Genomic DNA, 14,143 nt, shown 5'->3' on the forward strand with positions numbered 1-14,143 from the left:
GCTGCGGCACTTACTTTTGCCGCATGCGCCACGGCGTGCAAGGGGTCCGGATAACGGAACAGCCCGCGGCACGGGGCCGCGGGCTGTTCAGTAAACGGGGATAGTCCCGTTATTAGCGTGCGTAGTATTCCACCACGAGCTGCTCTTCGCAGGTCACGGGGACTTCCGAACGCTTCGGGCGACGCACAAGGCGTGCCTGCAGCTTGTCCAGGGAAACATCGAGGTAACCCGGAACGGCGGGCAGGACGTCGCGGTGGGCGCCGGCTGCGGCAACCTGGAACGGCGTCATGGTCTCGCTGCGCTGGTGCACGTGGATGAGCTGGCCTTCGGAAACGCGGAAGGACGGGCGGTCCACGCGGGCACCGTCAACCAGGATGTGGCGGTGCACAACCAGCTGGCGGGCCTGGGCGATCGTGCGGGCGAAGCCTGCACGCAGCACGAGTGCGTCGAGACGCATTTCGAGCAGTTCGATCAGGTTTTCACCGGTCAGGCCTGCGGTGCGGCGGGCTTCTTCGAAGACACGGGTCATCTGTGCTTCGCGGATGCCGTACTGGGCGCGCAGACGCTGCTTTTCGCGCAGACGTACGGCGTAGTCGCTGTCCTGCTTGCGACGGGCGCGGCCGTGCTCACCCGGGGGGTAAGGCCGACGCTCGAAGTACTTTGCTGCCTTGGGGGTCAAAGCAATGCCGAGGGCGCGCGAAGCGCGGGCCTGACGGCGTGCACGTGTGTTGTTAGCCACGTTCACCTTTCACTGTTTGGCGGTTTGGCCACGGCAGAAATAAATCCCTGCTGTGACTGCTGCGAAATATGCTGGCCTCCATGTGGGAGAGCTCCGGCCAACCGCTGCCGTCTGCTACAGACCCGGACTCCGGACGCACCGCTGCCGCCATAATTTTCACTACGGGGAAGAGGGGGCCGGCGTTTGGGCTTGCCAGTCAACCATCAATGCTAACACGGCCGTACCGCCGTCCCGGTCAGGGCTTTTCGCCCCGGATGATTCCGCGCAGCCGTTCCAGCCGTGCCGAGATGTCGCGTTCCACGCCGTTGCCGGTGGGCTCGTAGTAATTCCGTCCCACCAGGTCATCCGGCGCGTACTGCTGCCGGGCCACACCGTGCGGGGCGTCGTGGGAGTATTTGTAGCCCTTGCCGTGGCCCAGCTGCTTGGCGCCGGGATAGTGGGCGTCCCGCAGGTGAGACGGGACCCCCTGGCCGCGCCCGGCCCGCACATCGGCGATTGCCGCGTTGATGCCGTTGTAGGCGGCGTTGGATTTGGGGGCGGTGGCAATGTGTACCACGGCCTCCGCCAGGATGATCCGGCCTTCGGGCATGCCGATCAGCTGAACCGCCTGTGCCGCGGCGACGGCGGTCTGCAGCGCCGTTGGATCCGCCATGCCAACATCCTCGGAGGCTGAGATGATCAGGCGCCGGGAAATGAACCGGGGGTCCTCCCCCGATTCCAGCATCCGGGCCAGATAGTGCAGCGCGGCATCGACGTCCGAGCCCCGCAGGGACTTGATGAACGCGCTGGTGATGTCATAGTGCTGGTCACCGGCACGGTCATAGCGCAGTGCCGCGACGTCCAGGGCCTCTTCCGCGTGCTTGAGCGTAACTTCGGGAACCTCTGTGTCCTGGTCGCGCTCCGAGTAGGCGACACCTGCCGCGGCCTCCAGTGCGGTCAGCCCGCGCCGGGCGTCGCCCGCTGCCAGCCGGACCAGGTGCTCCAGTGCCTCTCCGCTGAGGGTCACCCGCCCGGCGAGTCCGCGTTCATCCTCCACGGCACGCAGAAGCAGGGCGGAAATATCCGCCTCGGTCAGCGGCTTCAGGGTCAGCAGCAGGGAACGGGAGAGAAGCGGTGACACCACGGAGAAGGACGGGTTTTCCGTAGTGGCCGCCATCAGGACCACCCAGCGGTTTTCCACGGCCGGCAGCAGTGCGTCCTGCTGGGCCTTGTTGAAGCGGTGAATCTCGTCCAGGAAGAGGATGGTGGTGACACCGTGCAGGTCCCGGTCTGTCAGGGCCTGGTCCATCACCCGGCGCACGTCCTTGACTCCGGCCGTAATGGCAGAGAGTTCCACGAATTTGCGTCCCGTGCCGCGTGCAACCACATGGGCCAGCGTGGTCTTTCCGGTCCCCGGCGGGCCCCAGAGCATCACCGAAGACGGTCCGGCCGGGTTGCGTTCGTCTGCGGACTGCGCCAGCGTCCGCAGCGGCGAGCCTGGTCCGAGCAGGTGCTGCTGTCCCACCACCTCGTCCACCGTGCGCGGGCGCATCCGCACGGCCAGCGGGCTGCGCGGCCGCAGCCGGACAGCTCCCGGGGACCCGGCGTCGTCGTACTCTTCGTCGTCCCCGTCAGCGCTGAACAAATCATTCCCCGGCAAACCATTCACGCTTCAAGGCTACTCGTGCCGTAACCTGAGCTGGTCCACCCCCCGCCGGCTGAAAGCAGACTCCGCCATGCCTGGCTCGCGCACCGTTTATGTCACCGCCGAACGGCTGGCCGGCTGGGTGGAGCGGTTCGGGGCGGCCCAGGGCGGGATCGGCCTCGTGCCGGAACACGACGGTTTCTCCCTGCAGGCTGCCTCCGGCGCGCGGGCCCGGTTGTACGCGCCGTGGCCCGCGGACGGGCGTCCGGGGCGGGGAGCCGACGACGTCGAACGCCTGGTCTCCCTGGCTGCACAGGCACGGACCGTGGGCCTGGTGCTGGTGCGCCGCGGCGGTTATGCCGTGGGCGTGGCCCGCGAGGGCAGGCTGACGGCTTCGAAAACCGGTTCCCCCAATGCCCGGCGCGCCAATGCCGCCGAAGCCCTGGCCGGCACTGCGGCGGAGCAGGCGGGGCTCATTTTTGCAGGCACACAGCCTGAGTACGTGGTGACCGGCGGGGACCGGACACTGGCCGATCTGGTGGCCAGGCAACGGGCGTTTTCCCGCTGGGCCGGGCTCCCCCGGCTGCGCCCCCTGGACGTTCCCGACCCGAAGGCCGCCGTCCTGGCCCGGGCTGCCCGGGACGCCTGCTCGGTACTGGTCAGGATCACCCTGCCCTAGCCGGGGCTCCCCTTACGTCAGGAGTTCCCGCCGAGCCGTTGCACCACTGCTGCCGCGGGTTCGGCGGCCGCGCTCCGCCAGCCGGTTCCGGCCCAAAGGCTGGTCCCGTGCGGATCCCCGGCGGCGGCCGAGCGGGCCCGGATGGTCCTGGTGATCTGGTTGACCAGCGGGTAGGCGGCCGGGGCATGGGGATACGCGGCCATGAAGTTATTCGCCAGCCCGCGGGCAGTGCGGCCGGAAAAGGACCGGCTCAGCGCCGTCGTGGCAAACTGCGGGTCCTGCAGGGCCGCCCGGTGCACGGCAGCGGTGCCCGCTTCGGGGCTAAGCAACAGGGCGGTGCCAATCTGGACGGCGTCCGCTCCGGCATCGCGCAGCATCCGGGCATCCCGGGCCGTGCTGATGCCTCCGGCAGCGATCAGTTCCGTCCGGGCCCCCGTATGTCCGCTGTCCAGCTGCGCACTGTCCCGCTGTGCACCGTCCAGATGTCCACTGTCCCGCTGTGCACCGTCCAGATGTCCACTGTCCCGCTGTGCACCGTCCAGCTGCGCACTCCCCCGTTGTCCACTGTCCAACAGTCCGCGGACAGTCCGGACCAGCTCGAGCAACGGCTGGTCCCCGGGCTCCGCAGCAGCGTCGAAGCTCCCGCGGTGGCCGCCGGCGTCCGGGCCCTGCAGGCAGAGGATGCGTGCTCCGGACGCGACGGCAAGCTCGGCTTCGGCGGCTGTGGTCACAGTGACCGCCACGGCCGTGCCGGCGTCGGCCAGTGACGCGATGATGTCCCGGCCCGGCAGCCCGAACGTGAAGGAGACCACCGGGACCTGCAGCCTGCGGACCAGGTCCAGCTTGGCCTCCCAGCCGTCGGTATCCGCGGGGTCCGGCATCGGCAGCAGGTCCGCAGGGTACCTGCCGGCCAGCTCCGTCCGGTAAGCCAGCGCTGCGGCCAGGTTTCCGGCGGTGCCGGCGGCAGCCGTGTTAGCCGTATCCGGCACAAACAAATTGACGCCGTAGGCGCCGCCGCCTCCGGTGAGCTCCCGTACGGCGTTGATTTCAGCAGCCGTCGCCTCCGCGCTTTTATACCCGGCGGCAAGGAAACCCAGGCCGCCCGCGTTGCTGACGGCGGCGGCCAGCGCGGGCGTGGACGGTCCGCCCGCCATCGGGGCACCGACGACGGCGTGCTGCAGTGAACCGAGAGTGAACATATGGCGGCTAGATCCGGACGGTACCGTCGATGCAGGTTGCGGTTTCCCCGCCAATCCAGATTTTCCGGTCCCTGGAGAAGATTCGGATCAGCCCGTCGCGTCCCAGCACGGTTCCCTGTGTAACGGTGTACCGGTCCGGGGCCAGGCCCGCGCCAATAAGCCACTGCGCCAGCCCGGCATTGAGGCTTCCAGTGACCGGGTCTTCGGGAACTCCGTGGCCGGGGGCAAAGGCACGGACTTCGAAGTCCGTGTCACCGCCGTCGCGCTGCGGACCGATCACTCCCACCGCGAGGGAGCCCAAGGCTGCGGCGTCCGGTTTGAGGGACAGGACAGTCTCGGCGTCGGACAGCAGCAGGCCGAGCCAGCCGGGACCGTTATCTATCCAGTTCGAAGCCTTCACCTGTTCCGGCTTGAGCCCGAGCGCCTTTGTGGCCTGGGCCAGCACGGAGTCCTCCAGGTCTCCGGAGCGGATCAGCGGAGGTGCACCGAAGGCTGCCATCCCCGCCGAGGCGTGCAGCGTCACCAGTCCCACGCCGCACTCCTGGATAACCACGCCCGGGTAGTGCGGGGTGTTGCCGGCTTCCAGCCATGCGTGGCAGCTGCCCAGGGTGGGGTGGCCGGCAAAGGGAATCTCTCCGCCCGGGGTGAAGATCCGCACCCGGTAGTCCGCCTCACTCTGGGTGGGCGGCAGCAGGAACGTTGTCTCGGACAGATTGGTCCACCGAGCGAACGCGGCCATGGCGGACTCGGAGAGCCCGTCCGCGTCCAGCACCACGGCCACCGGGTTACCCAGATAGGGCCGGGTGCCAAATACATCCACCTGCTTGAACCAGCGATCTCTCATGTGCAAACTCTAGCGGTTACCCCGGTCCGGCACCGGGCAAGGACCCGCTGGCGGCCGGCAGTGCAGTGCCGGCAGTGCAGTGCACGGGAGAACGCGTACAAAAAAGAAGTGCCCGGCCCGCCAATGGCGGGCCGGGCACGTACGCAGTGCTGCGTCCTACTTCTTTTCGTCGGCCTTCTTTTCGTCAGCCTTCTTCTCCTCGGCCTTCTTGGCCTCCGGCTTGAAGTCCACACCGGCTTCCTTGCGCTGCTGGGCGGTGATCGGTGCCGGAGCGGCGGTCAGCGGATCGTAGCCGCCGCCGGACTTCGGGAACGCGATCACGTCGCGGATGGAGTCGGTACCGGCCAGCAGGGCCACCACGCGGTCCCATCCGAAGGCGATACCGCCGTGCGGCGGGGCACCGTACTTGAAGCCCTCGAGCAGGAAGCCGAACTTCTCCTGGGCATCTTCCTGGCTCAGGCCCATCACCTTGAAGACACGCTCCTGCACGTCCCGCTGGTGGATACGGATGGAACCGCCGCCAATCTCGTTGCCGTTGCAGACAATGTCGTAGGCGTAGGCCAGGGCGGACTCAGGATCCGTGTCGAAGGTATCCATGAACTCGGGCTTGGGCGAGGTGAAGGCGTGGTGCACGGCCGTCCAGGCCCCGCCGCCCACGGCTACGTCGCCGGCAGCTACTGCTGCCGAGGCAGGCTCGAACATGGGGGCGTCAACAACCCAAACAAACGCCCAGTCCTTGGGATCGATCAGACCGGTGCGGTGGCCGATCTCCACGCGGGCGGCGCCCAGCAGGGCACGTGCCTCGCTCTTGTCGCCGGCAGCGAAGAAGATGCAGTCGCCCGGGTTGGCGCCCACCTTTTCCGCCAGGTTCTCCCGCTCGAAGTCGGTGAGGTTCTTGGCGACGGGGCCGGTCAGCGTACCGTCTTCCTGGACCAGCACGTAGGCCAGGCCCTTCGCGCCGCGCTGCTTGGCCCATTCCTGCCAGGCATCCAGCGTGCGGCGGGCCTGGGAGGCGCCACCCGGCATCACCACGGCACCCACGTACGGGGCCTGGAAGACGCGGAAGGTGGTGTCCTTGAAGAACTCGGTGAGTTCGGTCAGCTCCAGGCCGAACCGCAGGTCCGGCTTATCCGAGCCGTAGCGGGCCATGGCATCGGCGTAGGTCATGCGCGGGATCGGCGTCGTGATCTCGACGCCGATCAGCTTCCACAGCGACTTCACGATCTGCTCGCCGAGGGCAATGATGTCGTCTTCCTCAACGAAGCTGGCCTCGATGTCCAGCTGCGTGAACTCCGGCTGGCGGTCCGCGCGGAAGTCCTCATCCCGGTAGCAGCGGGCAATCTGGTAGTACTTTTCGAAACCGCCCACCTGCAGCAGCTGTTTGAACAGCTGCGGGGACTGCGGCAGGGCATACCAGGAACCCGGGGCCAGGCGTGCCGGGACCACAAAGTCACGGGCGCCTTCCGGGGTGGAACGCGTCAGCGTGGGGGTTTCGATTTCCACGAAACCTTCATCATGCAGCAGTTCGCGGGCAACCCGGTTGGCTTCGGAGCGCAGGCGCATGGCTGCGGCGGGTGCCGGGCGGCGCAGGTCGAGGTAGCGGTGGCGCAGGCGCGCCTCTTCGCCAACTTCCACGTGCTCATCGATCTGGAAGGGCAGCGGATCCGAGGTGTTCAGGATGACGGTCTTGTCCGCAATGACTTCAATCTCTCCGGTGGCCAGCGCCGGGTTCTCGTTGCCCTCGGGCCGCTTCTGCACGGTGCCGGTGATCTGCAGGACGTACTCGTTGCGCAGTCCGTGGAAGACATCCTCTTCACGCACCACTACCTGGGCCACGCCGGAGGCGTCGCGCAGGTCAAGGAAGGCGACACCGCCGTGGTCGCGCCGCCGGGCGACCCAGCCTGCAAGAGTAACGGTCTGTCCAATATGCTCGGCCCTCAGGGAACCAAGGGCATGAGTGCGCAGCACAGCTGTCCTTTCGAAAAACTTGCGGAAACCATTGTTTCCGCCCATTGTGAATACACTGTCTCCTTCAGAGTTTACCGGTGAACCACCCCCCACCCTGCCAAGTCCCTACCGATTGGAAGGTCATTTGTCCGGCAACACCCAGCCGCGCGTTCCCCTCGGCGGCTTTGATGCCACCACTGCCGGCATTGGATCCATCGTAGGTGCAGGTGCATTTGTCGCCTTCTCCCCCGCAGCAGCCGCCGCGGGGCCGGCCCTCGCGCTCTCGCTAGGCATCGCCGCTTTCGTGGCGCTGCTATGCGCCATGTCCACGTTCCAGCTCAGCCGGGCGGTGTCCCGCCGGCTCCCCGAAGACCGGGGCGGGGACGCAACGGCCCGCACGGCCGCGAGGATTCTGCTGGGCCCTTACAGCGGTTTCTTCTCCGGCTTCACCCTGCTGTGGGGGCTGCTGCTTTCCACCGCCGTCCTTGCCCTGGCGTTCGGCGCCTATATTGTCCCCGAGCATCCGGTTGCCGGGGCCGTGGGCGCCGTCGTCCTGATGTCCGCGGTGAACCTGGCAGGCGTGAGCCGGGGGAACTGGGCCACCCGTTTTATCCTGGCGTTCGTTTTCGCCGTCCTTGCCTTTACGGTGGTGGTTCTCTTCAACGAGGCGCCCAACCAGCCGGTCCGGGTCGGTGCGGAAATTGAGCCGTCCGCGGCAGGGATGCTGCAGGGCGCCGGCCTGCTGTTCTTCCTCTTCTCCGGCTACACCAAGCTCGCCACCCTGGGCAAGGGTGTGCGCAATCCCTCCCGCAACCTCCCGCTGGCCATCCCGGCTGCCATTGCCGTCTCGTTTGCCCTGTATCTGCTGATGGGGCAGTCTCTGCTGGCCTACTACGGGGCGGCGGCGCTGGCAGCGGAACCCGCCCCGCTGCTGGAGCCCCTGCAAAGCGTTGGCGCAAACGTCGGGACCGGGGCCCTTGTCCTGGCCGCTGCGGCCGCGGCGCTGGGCGGGATCTGGGTACTGCTGGAATCGGCGGGCCGGACTGCTGCCGCCATGGCAGCGGACCGTGACCTCCCCTCCCTGTTCGGCCGGAGCCGGCCGGGCCGCGCCGGGTCGGATATCCCCTGGGCTGCGGAGATTTCGGGCGCCGCCGTAGTGATTGTGCTGGTGCTGATCGGGGACCTGGACGGCCTGATCGGGATGGCCTCGTTCGCCCTGCTGTTTTATGCCGCCATCACCACGGTGTGCGCTTTTATGCTCAAGGACCGGAGCCGGTACGCTCCCCGTGCGCTGAACGTTGCGGGCACGGCCGGGGCACTCCTGCTGGCGCTGGCGCTTCCGCCGCTGTCCATTTCGCTGATGCTGATCATCCTCGTGGCCGGCCTGGTGGTGCGGCTCAGCTTCCGCCGGCCGCGTTCCACCAAGCCGGACCCGACCCTCTAGGCGCCTGCGGCCTCCCAGCGGCGCACTTCGTGCAGCAGTTCCGCCCGGCGTCCCGGCGGGGCGAAGGACGCCTCGATGGAATTCGCCGCCAGCAGGCCCAGCTGCGCCCGGTCCAGCCCGAAGGCTTCCTGCACGGCCCGGAAGTTGTCATCCGCGTAGCCGCCGAAGTACGCCGGATCATCGGAGTTCACGGAAATGTTCAACCCGTGTTCCAGCATCTGCGGCAGGGGATGCGCAGCAAGGCTGTCCACCGCCTGCAGCCGCACATTCGACAGCGGGCAGATGGTCAGCGGGATCTTCTCATGCACCAGGCGCTGCACCAGCTCCGGATCGTCAAGGCAGCGGATGCCATGGTCGATCCGGTCCACCAGCAACAGGTCCAGGGCCTGCTCAATGTAGTGCGAAGGCCCTTCCTCCCCGGCGTGTGCAACGGTCCGCAGGCCGGCCTCCCGGGCCCGCCGGTACAGCCCGATGAAGGCTTCGGGCGGGTTGCCCACCTCCGCGGAGTCCAGCCCGATGCCGATGATGGGTGCCTCCATGGCGAGCAGGTCCTCCAGAACATCCAGCGCCTCTTCTGCCGGGCGGTCCCGCAGGAACGCGGCGATGAGGGCGGTGGAGATCCCGAACTCCTCCTCACTGGCGGCCAGGGCGGCACAAACGCCCCGTACGGAGGTTTCCAGCGGTATGCCACGGACCAGATGCGCTTGGGGGTCCATCATCATTTCCACGTGCCGCACACCGGCAGCTGCCGCGCGGCGAAGGTACGCGCGGGTCATATCGGCAAAGTCGGCCTCTGTACGGAGCACATCCATGTTTGCGTAGTAGAGGTCCAGGAAGGACTGCAGATCAGTGAACCGGTAGCGTGCCCTCAGCTCGTCCAGTGATGCATACGGCAGGGTGATGCCGTTGCGCCCGGCCAGCTCGAAAATCAGTTCCGGTTCAAGGGTTCCCTCAATGTGCAGATGCAGCTCGGCGCAGGGCGGGGTGGAGGAAAGTGCGGGAGTGGTAGGCATGCTTTAAGCCTAGGCTTCCCGCCCGGCTGCAGCTAAACCGCGCGGCTAAACTCCGCGGTTAAACCCGGCGGCTAAACCCCGCGGCTGCGCCCAAGATGCGGGGCGTCTCCCAGGGTGCGGGCGGCCATTACCTACCGGAACGGCCGCCCGTCCTTCGGGCCGCTGACGCTAGGCCGGGGCAACCGTCACGGTCAGGTCCTCGGCCGGCGGGGTCCACAGCGCCGGATCGGCGGGGACCTGCTCGCCGGAGCGGATGTCCTTCACCTCATGGCTTCCGTCTTCGGCAGTGAACCAGACAAACGGGATGCCGCGGCGGTCCGCGTACTTGATCTGCTTGCCGAACTTCTCCGCCTTGGGCGCAACCTCCACGGAAATTCCCCTGCCGCGCAGCTGCGCAGCTGTGTCCTGGGCTGCGGACCAGGACTCGTCAGTGGCCAGGGTCATCAGCACTGCGGTGGGTACGCTGCGTGAGGCCTGCGCGAAGTCCTGGCTGAGGATCCGCATGACCAGCCGGGTGACACCGATGGACAGGCCCACGCCGGGGAAGGTCCTGCTGCCTTTGCTGGCCAGCGCGTCATAGCGGCCGCCGGAGCAGATGGAGCCCAGCGCCTCGTGCCCCACCAGGACAGTTTCGTACACGGTACCTGTGTAGTAATCCAGGCCGCGGGCAATACTCAGGTCTGCCAGCACCCGGCCCGGTGCCCGCCGGGATGCTTCCCTGATGACTTCCGCCAGCTCGCCGAGTCCCTCTTCGAGCAGCTCGTTGCTGACGCCGAGGGCACGGACCTCATCCACGAAGGAGACGTCTTCGGCGCGGATGGAGGCCAGTTTCAGGGCAGCGGCTGCCTGCTCCGGGGTGGCCCCGAGTTCCTCCTGCAGCAGTTCGGCAACCCTTTCGGCGCCGATTTTCTCCAGCTTGTCGATGCTGCGCAGCACCCCGGCGGTGTCTTCCAGCCCGATGCCGCGGTAGAAGCCTTCGGCAAGCTTGCGGTTGTTGACCCGGATCTTGAATTCGGGGATGGGCAGGGCACCAAGCGCCTCAGCGATGACCAGCGCCAGCTCGACGTCGTACCGGAACGGCAGCGCGCCGTCGCCCACCACGTCAATATCCGCCTGGGTGAACTCGCGGGCCCGGCCTTCCTGCGGGCGCTCCCCGCGCCAGACCTTCTGGATCTGGTAGCGGCGGAACGGGAAGGAGAGGTGGCCGGCGTTTTCCACCACGTACCGGGCAAAGGGCACGGTCAGGTCAAAGTGCAGGGCCAGCTGGTTCGGATCCTCCTTGCCGGAGGCCTCCCCCTCTTCTGCCTGCAGCCGGCTCAGTGCGTAGACTTCCTTGTCGATTTCGCCCTTGCGCAGCAGCTGGCCCACCGTCTCCACCGCGCGCGTTTCAATGTTGGAGAAGCCGTGCAGTTCAAAGGTGCGGCGCAGCACGTCCAGGACATGGAGTTCAACCAGGCGCTCCTGCGGTAGCCATTCGGGGAAACCGGACAGTGAGGCCTTGCGTGCCATGGTGGCGAACTCCTTAGCTGGGCGATGGCACGGGCAGCAGCGCTCCCGGCCGAAACAGAAATGCACACGCTGACGTGCGTAAACTATGTGCGGCACTCATTTTAGCCTCTTGGATGCAGACCGCGTTTCTGCCAGGGCGCGGACCCGGGAGGCCCGACCCTGCTCAAGGAGGCAACGGTGGCGGCAAACCGCACCAACCGCGAAGACAGGCGCCGGGTGGCCCGGATCCAGGCCCGCCGGGCGTTCGACGCATCGCGGACCCAGCGCCGGAAACGGGACAACCTGTTCGCGGGTGCCGCTGCGGCCGTGGTCCTGGCCCTGGCCGTCTCCCTGCAGATCAGCTGGTTCAGTTCCAACCCCACGGCCGAGGAACTGGCGCTGGTGAAGGAACAGGCCGCGTCGGGGCTGCCGAGGGAGATCCCGGATAAGTCGCTGGCAGAGGGCAGGACCTTCACCGGGTCACTGGCATTGGGCCAGGGCGAGGTGGGAGTGGAGCTGGACGGTAATGCAGCCCCGCAGGCTGCAGCAGTGTTCAAGACCCTCGCGGATGACGGGTACTTCGACGGCAAGGACTGCCACCGCCTGACGGCCACCGAGCAAATGGGTGTGCTGCAGTGCGGTTCCGAGAACGGTGACGGCAAGGCCGATCAGGACTTCCTTTGGGGGCCGGTGGAGAACACGCCGGAGGATGGTTTCTACCCGGCAGGCAGCATCGCCGTGGCCCGCGGAGCTGACGGCGACAGCCACGGCACACAGTTCTTCATCGTTTACAAGGATTCGGTGATAACGCAGGAAACCGGCGGCTACACGATAATGGGTAAGGTAACGTCAGGTCTTGACGTAGTGGAGTCCATCGCATCCCGGGGCATTGCTTCCGGGGCGGACGATGGGCAACCGAATGACCGGGTGACGATCAATTCGTTCACCCTGAATTAAGTGGCGGCGCGGGCTTCGCAAACTGCCATCCATCGAGTGAAAGACTTTTAGCGGTGACAGACAGTCAGAAATCCGACGAAACAGCAGGCCAGACCGCTCCGGAGACGAGCCGGCCTGCCGCTCCCAGCCCGGCAGCCCTCGCAGGTCGCCGCCCCACCCCTGCCGCCGCGGGCCCCCGGCCCGCCGCTGCCGCACAGCCGGTGGTAGCGGCTCCCGCAGCCCACTCCACGCCGCTGGCGGAAGCAGCCCGGTTTGCCCGCGTCGAAGAGGACGGCCACGTCTTCCTCCTGGTTGACGGCGAGGAATTCCCCGTTGGCCAGTTCCCCGATGCGTCCAAGGACGAAGCGCTGGCCTACTTCGTCCGCAAGTACGACGACGCCGCCAGCCAGCTGCTGCTGCTGGAACAGCGGATCCAGGTCAAGGCCCCGGCCGCCGATATCCGCAAGACCCTCAAGCACCTGGCCCAGCAGATCGCCGAGCGCAAAATGGTGGGTGACGTGCTGGCACTGGACGCCCGGGTCGAGTCGCTGGAAACCGCCCTGAAGGAGGCCGAGGCCGCCGAGCGCGCCGAAGCCGAAGCCATCAAGGCCCGGGAGCTTGCCGCCCGCGAAGCCATTGTTGCCGAAGCTGAAGAGATTGCTGCCAAGGACCCGGCGAGCATCCAGTGGAAAACCAGCAGCAACCGGATGAACGAGCTCTTCGACGCCTGGAAGTCCGCGCAGAAGAACGGTCCGCGGCTGGGCCGCAGCGCCGAGGATTCCCTCTGGAAGCGTTTCCGCTCCGCCCGGACGGTGTTCGACCGGCACCGCCGCGCCTACTTCTCCCAGCTGGACAGTGAAAACGCCTCCGCCAAGTCCGCGAAGGAAGCACTGATTGCCCGTGCGGAAGAGCTGTCCACCTCCACGGACTGGGGCAACACCGCCGCTGAGTACCGGCAGCTGATGGACGAGTGGAAGGCCTCCAAGCGGGCCAGCCGCAAGGACGACGACGCCCTGTGGGCTCGTTTCCGTGCTGCCCAGGACAAGTTCTTTGCCGCCCGCCAGGCCGCGAATGAAGTCATCGATGAGGAGTTCGCCGCCAACCTGGTGGTCAAGGAAGAACTGCTTGCCGAAGCCCAGGGGCTGCTGCCGGTCACTGACCTGGCCGCCGCCCGGAAGGCTCTTCAGTCCATCCGTGAGCGCTGGGAGGACGCCGGTAAGGTGCCCCGCGCCGACATGGGGCGAATGGAAGCCGGAATCCGCAAGGTGGAAGAGGCAGTAAAGGCCGCCGAAGACGAGCACTGGCAGCGAAGCAACCCCGAGACGAAGGCACGCACCAACTCTGCGCTGTCCCAGCTCGAGGCGACCATCGCGTCCCTGGAGCAGGATCTTGCCGATGCCGAGAAGGCCGGCAACGCCAAGAAGATCGCCGACGCACGCGAGGCCCTCGAGGCCCGTCAGCAGTGGCTGGCCATGCTGCAGAAGTCCGCACAGGACTTCGCCTAGCAGCTACCTCCGAAGCATCCGGCCCCGCCTCTCCGTTATCCACAACGGAGGGGCGGGGCTTTCGCATTGCCGGGCCACGGACCACGCTGGTGTCCATGCCGGTCCAGCTTTTCCCTTCGCCGGGAGCACTCCCCCAGGTCACGTCCACGGGCGGGGCCCTGTTTACCGCGGGTGTGCCGTTCGGCCACGCCGAACTGCAGGCAATGGCCATGGATGGCTTGCTGCGGCATGTGTACGCCGAGACCTACGTTCGCTGGGATGTCCGGCCGGACCCGGTGATTCGCGCTTTGGCCGCTTCCCGGGTACTGCCCGCCGGACTGCGGCCGCGGCTGACCATGGGCAGGATGACGGCGGCATGGATCTTCGGATGCGCCCCGCGGCCGCTGCGGCTGGATGTGATGGCGGACCGGCGCAGCCGCACGGGTGCGCTGCGCCCCTTCAGCACGGCGGTCCTGCACGAAGTGCTCCTCGGTCCGGCGGACCGTGTCCTGGTGGGAACGGTGCCGGTGACGTCTCCGTTGCGAACCGCCGTCGACATAGCCCTGCATGCGCGCACCGTGGACGCTGTCCCGGCACTGCGCCGGCTCGCTGCCCACCCCGCGCTGGGCTGCCGGCTGGAACTGGTCCGGCGGGCGCTGGACGCAGGCCGGCGGGTGCCGGGCAAAGCCGCCGCGCTGGAACGCATCGATGCCGCGTCGGCGCCGGGCGGATAAGCCGGCACCGTC

The 14,143-nt window shown here is 67.4% G+C and carries 12 protein-coding genes; 5 read left to right on the forward strand and 7 right to left on the reverse strand.

Annotated features, from left to right (window positions below):
• Nucleotides 1-112: 112 nt before the first annotated feature.
• Together rpsD and MUK71_RS09395 are read right to left on the reverse strand one after the other, a co-directional pair.
• Entirely contained in the window at nucleotides 113-739 is a 627-nt protein-coding gene (gene rpsD / locus MUK71_RS09390) for a 30S ribosomal protein S4 (protein ID WP_146361840.1), read from the reverse strand.
• A 235-nt stretch (nucleotides 740-974) separates the two neighbouring features.
• Entirely contained in the window at nucleotides 975-2,387 is a 1,413-nt protein-coding gene (locus MUK71_RS09395; RefSeq protein WP_227901751.1) for a replication-associated recombination protein A, read from the reverse strand.
• 67 nt (nucleotides 2,388-2,454) lie between these two features.
• Here MUK71_RS09395 and MUK71_RS09400 point away from each other — a divergent pair, with 67 nt between their 5' ends.
• Complete coding sequence (locus tag MUK71_RS09400; RefSeq protein WP_227927745.1) at nucleotides 2,455-3,042, forward strand: Vms1/Ankzf1 family peptidyl-tRNA hydrolase; 588 nt, start codon at nucleotides 2,455-2,457, stop codon at nucleotides 3,040-3,042.
• Between the two features lie 17 nt (nucleotides 3,043-3,059).
• Here MUK71_RS09400 and MUK71_RS09405 read toward each other — a convergent pair whose 3' ends face one another.
• The 3 genes from MUK71_RS09405 to aspS all read right to left on the reverse strand — a co-directional run bounded on the left by MUK71_RS09405 (nucleotide 3,060) and on the right by aspS (nucleotide 7,053).
• A complete protein-coding gene (locus tag MUK71_RS09405) occupies nucleotides 3,060-4,241 on the reverse strand; it encodes a nitronate monooxygenase (RefSeq protein ID WP_227927744.1) in 1,182 nt (393 codons plus the stop codon).
• A 7-nt stretch (nucleotides 4,242-4,248) separates the two neighbouring features.
• Nucleotides 4,249-5,085 (reverse strand): PhzF family phenazine biosynthesis protein, encoded by an 837-nt coding sequence (locus MUK71_RS09410; protein ID WP_227927743.1) that lies wholly within the window; start codon nucleotides 5,083-5,085, stop codon nucleotides 4,249-4,251.
• A gap of 156 nt (nucleotides 5,086-5,241) precedes the next feature.
• Complete coding sequence (gene aspS, locus MUK71_RS09415; protein WP_227927742.1) at nucleotides 5,242-7,053, reverse strand: aspartate--tRNA ligase; 1,812 nt, start codon at nucleotides 7,051-7,053, stop codon at nucleotides 5,242-5,244.
• A 124-nt stretch (nucleotides 7,054-7,177) separates the two neighbouring features.
• On the opposite strand from aspS, the gene MUK71_RS09420 reads away from it, so the two are divergent.
• Nucleotides 7,178-8,476 (forward strand): APC family permease, encoded by a 1,299-nt coding sequence (locus MUK71_RS09420; RefSeq protein ID WP_227927741.1) that lies wholly within the window; start codon nucleotides 7,178-7,180, stop codon nucleotides 8,474-8,476.
• Here MUK71_RS09420 and MUK71_RS09425 read toward each other — a convergent pair.
• Together MUK71_RS09425 and hisS are read right to left on the reverse strand one after the other, a co-directional pair.
• The gene (locus tag MUK71_RS09425) at nucleotides 8,473-9,489 is read right to left on the reverse strand and encodes an adenosine deaminase (protein ID WP_227927740.1); all 1,017 of its coding nucleotides are present in this window, start codon (nucleotides 9,487-9,489) and stop codon (nucleotides 8,473-8,475) included. The two genes, MUK71_RS09420 and MUK71_RS09425, sit on opposite strands and share 4 nt — an antisense overlap.
• Nucleotides 9,490-9,657: 168 nt before the next feature.
• Entirely contained in the window at nucleotides 9,658-10,998 is a 1,341-nt protein-coding gene (gene hisS / locus MUK71_RS09430) for a histidine--tRNA ligase (RefSeq protein ID WP_227927739.1), read from the reverse strand.
• 177 nt (nucleotides 10,999-11,175) lie between these two features.
• Between hisS and MUK71_RS09435 the strand changes: the two genes are divergently transcribed.
• The 3 genes from MUK71_RS09435 to MUK71_RS09445 all read left to right on the forward strand — a co-directional run bounded on the left by MUK71_RS09435 (nucleotide 11,176) and on the right by MUK71_RS09445 (nucleotide 14,131).
• Nucleotides 11,176-11,934 carry a peptidylprolyl isomerase gene (locus MUK71_RS09435; protein WP_227927738.1) on the forward strand — a complete coding sequence of 253 codons (759 nt, stop codon included), beginning with the start codon at nucleotides 11,176-11,178 and terminating at the stop codon, nucleotides 11,932-11,934.
• Between the two features lie 53 nt (nucleotides 11,935-11,987).
• Nucleotides 11,988-13,418, forward strand: a complete 1,431-nt coding sequence (locus tag MUK71_RS09440) for a DUF349 domain-containing protein (RefSeq protein ID WP_227927737.1) — start codon at nucleotides 11,988-11,990, stop codon at nucleotides 13,416-13,418.
• 95 nt (nucleotides 13,419-13,513) lie between these two features.
• On the forward strand, nucleotides 13,514-14,131 hold the full coding sequence (locus MUK71_RS09445; protein ID WP_227927736.1) for a type IV toxin-antitoxin system AbiEi family antitoxin: 618 nt from the start codon (nucleotides 13,514-13,516) through the stop codon (nucleotides 14,129-14,131).
• Nucleotides 14,132-14,143 lie beyond the last annotated feature (12 nt).

Origin of the sequence: Arthrobacter zhangbolii (genome assembly GCF_022869865.1) — a bacterium.
Taxonomy (GTDB): domain Bacteria; phylum Actinomycetota; class Actinomycetes; order Actinomycetales; family Micrococcaceae; genus Arthrobacter_B; species Arthrobacter_B zhangbolii.

Coding starts and splice junctions, on each gene's coding strand:
- MUK71_RS09400 (WP_227927745.1), top strand. CDS start 2,455: ATGCCTGGCTCGCGCACCGTTTATGTCACCGCCGAACGGCTGGCCGGC.
- MUK71_RS09405 (WP_227927744.1), bottom strand. CDS start 4,241: ATGTTCACTCTCGGTTCACTGCAGCACGCCGTCGTCGGTGCCCCGATG.
- MUK71_RS09410 (WP_227927743.1), bottom strand. CDS start 5,085: ATGAGAGATCGCTGGTTCAAGCAGGTGGATGTATTTGGCACCCGGCCC.
- MUK71_RS09425 (WP_227927740.1), bottom strand. CDS start 9,489: ATGCCTACCACTCCCGCACTTTCCTCCACCCCGCCCTGCGCCGAGCTG.
- hisS (WP_227927739.1), bottom strand. CDS start 10,998: ATGGCACGCAAGGCCTCACTGTCCGGTTTCCCCGAATGGCTACCGCAG.
- MUK71_RS09445 (WP_227927736.1), top strand. CDS start 13,514: ATGCCGGTCCAGCTTTTCCCTTCGCCGGGAGCACTCCCCCAGGTCACG.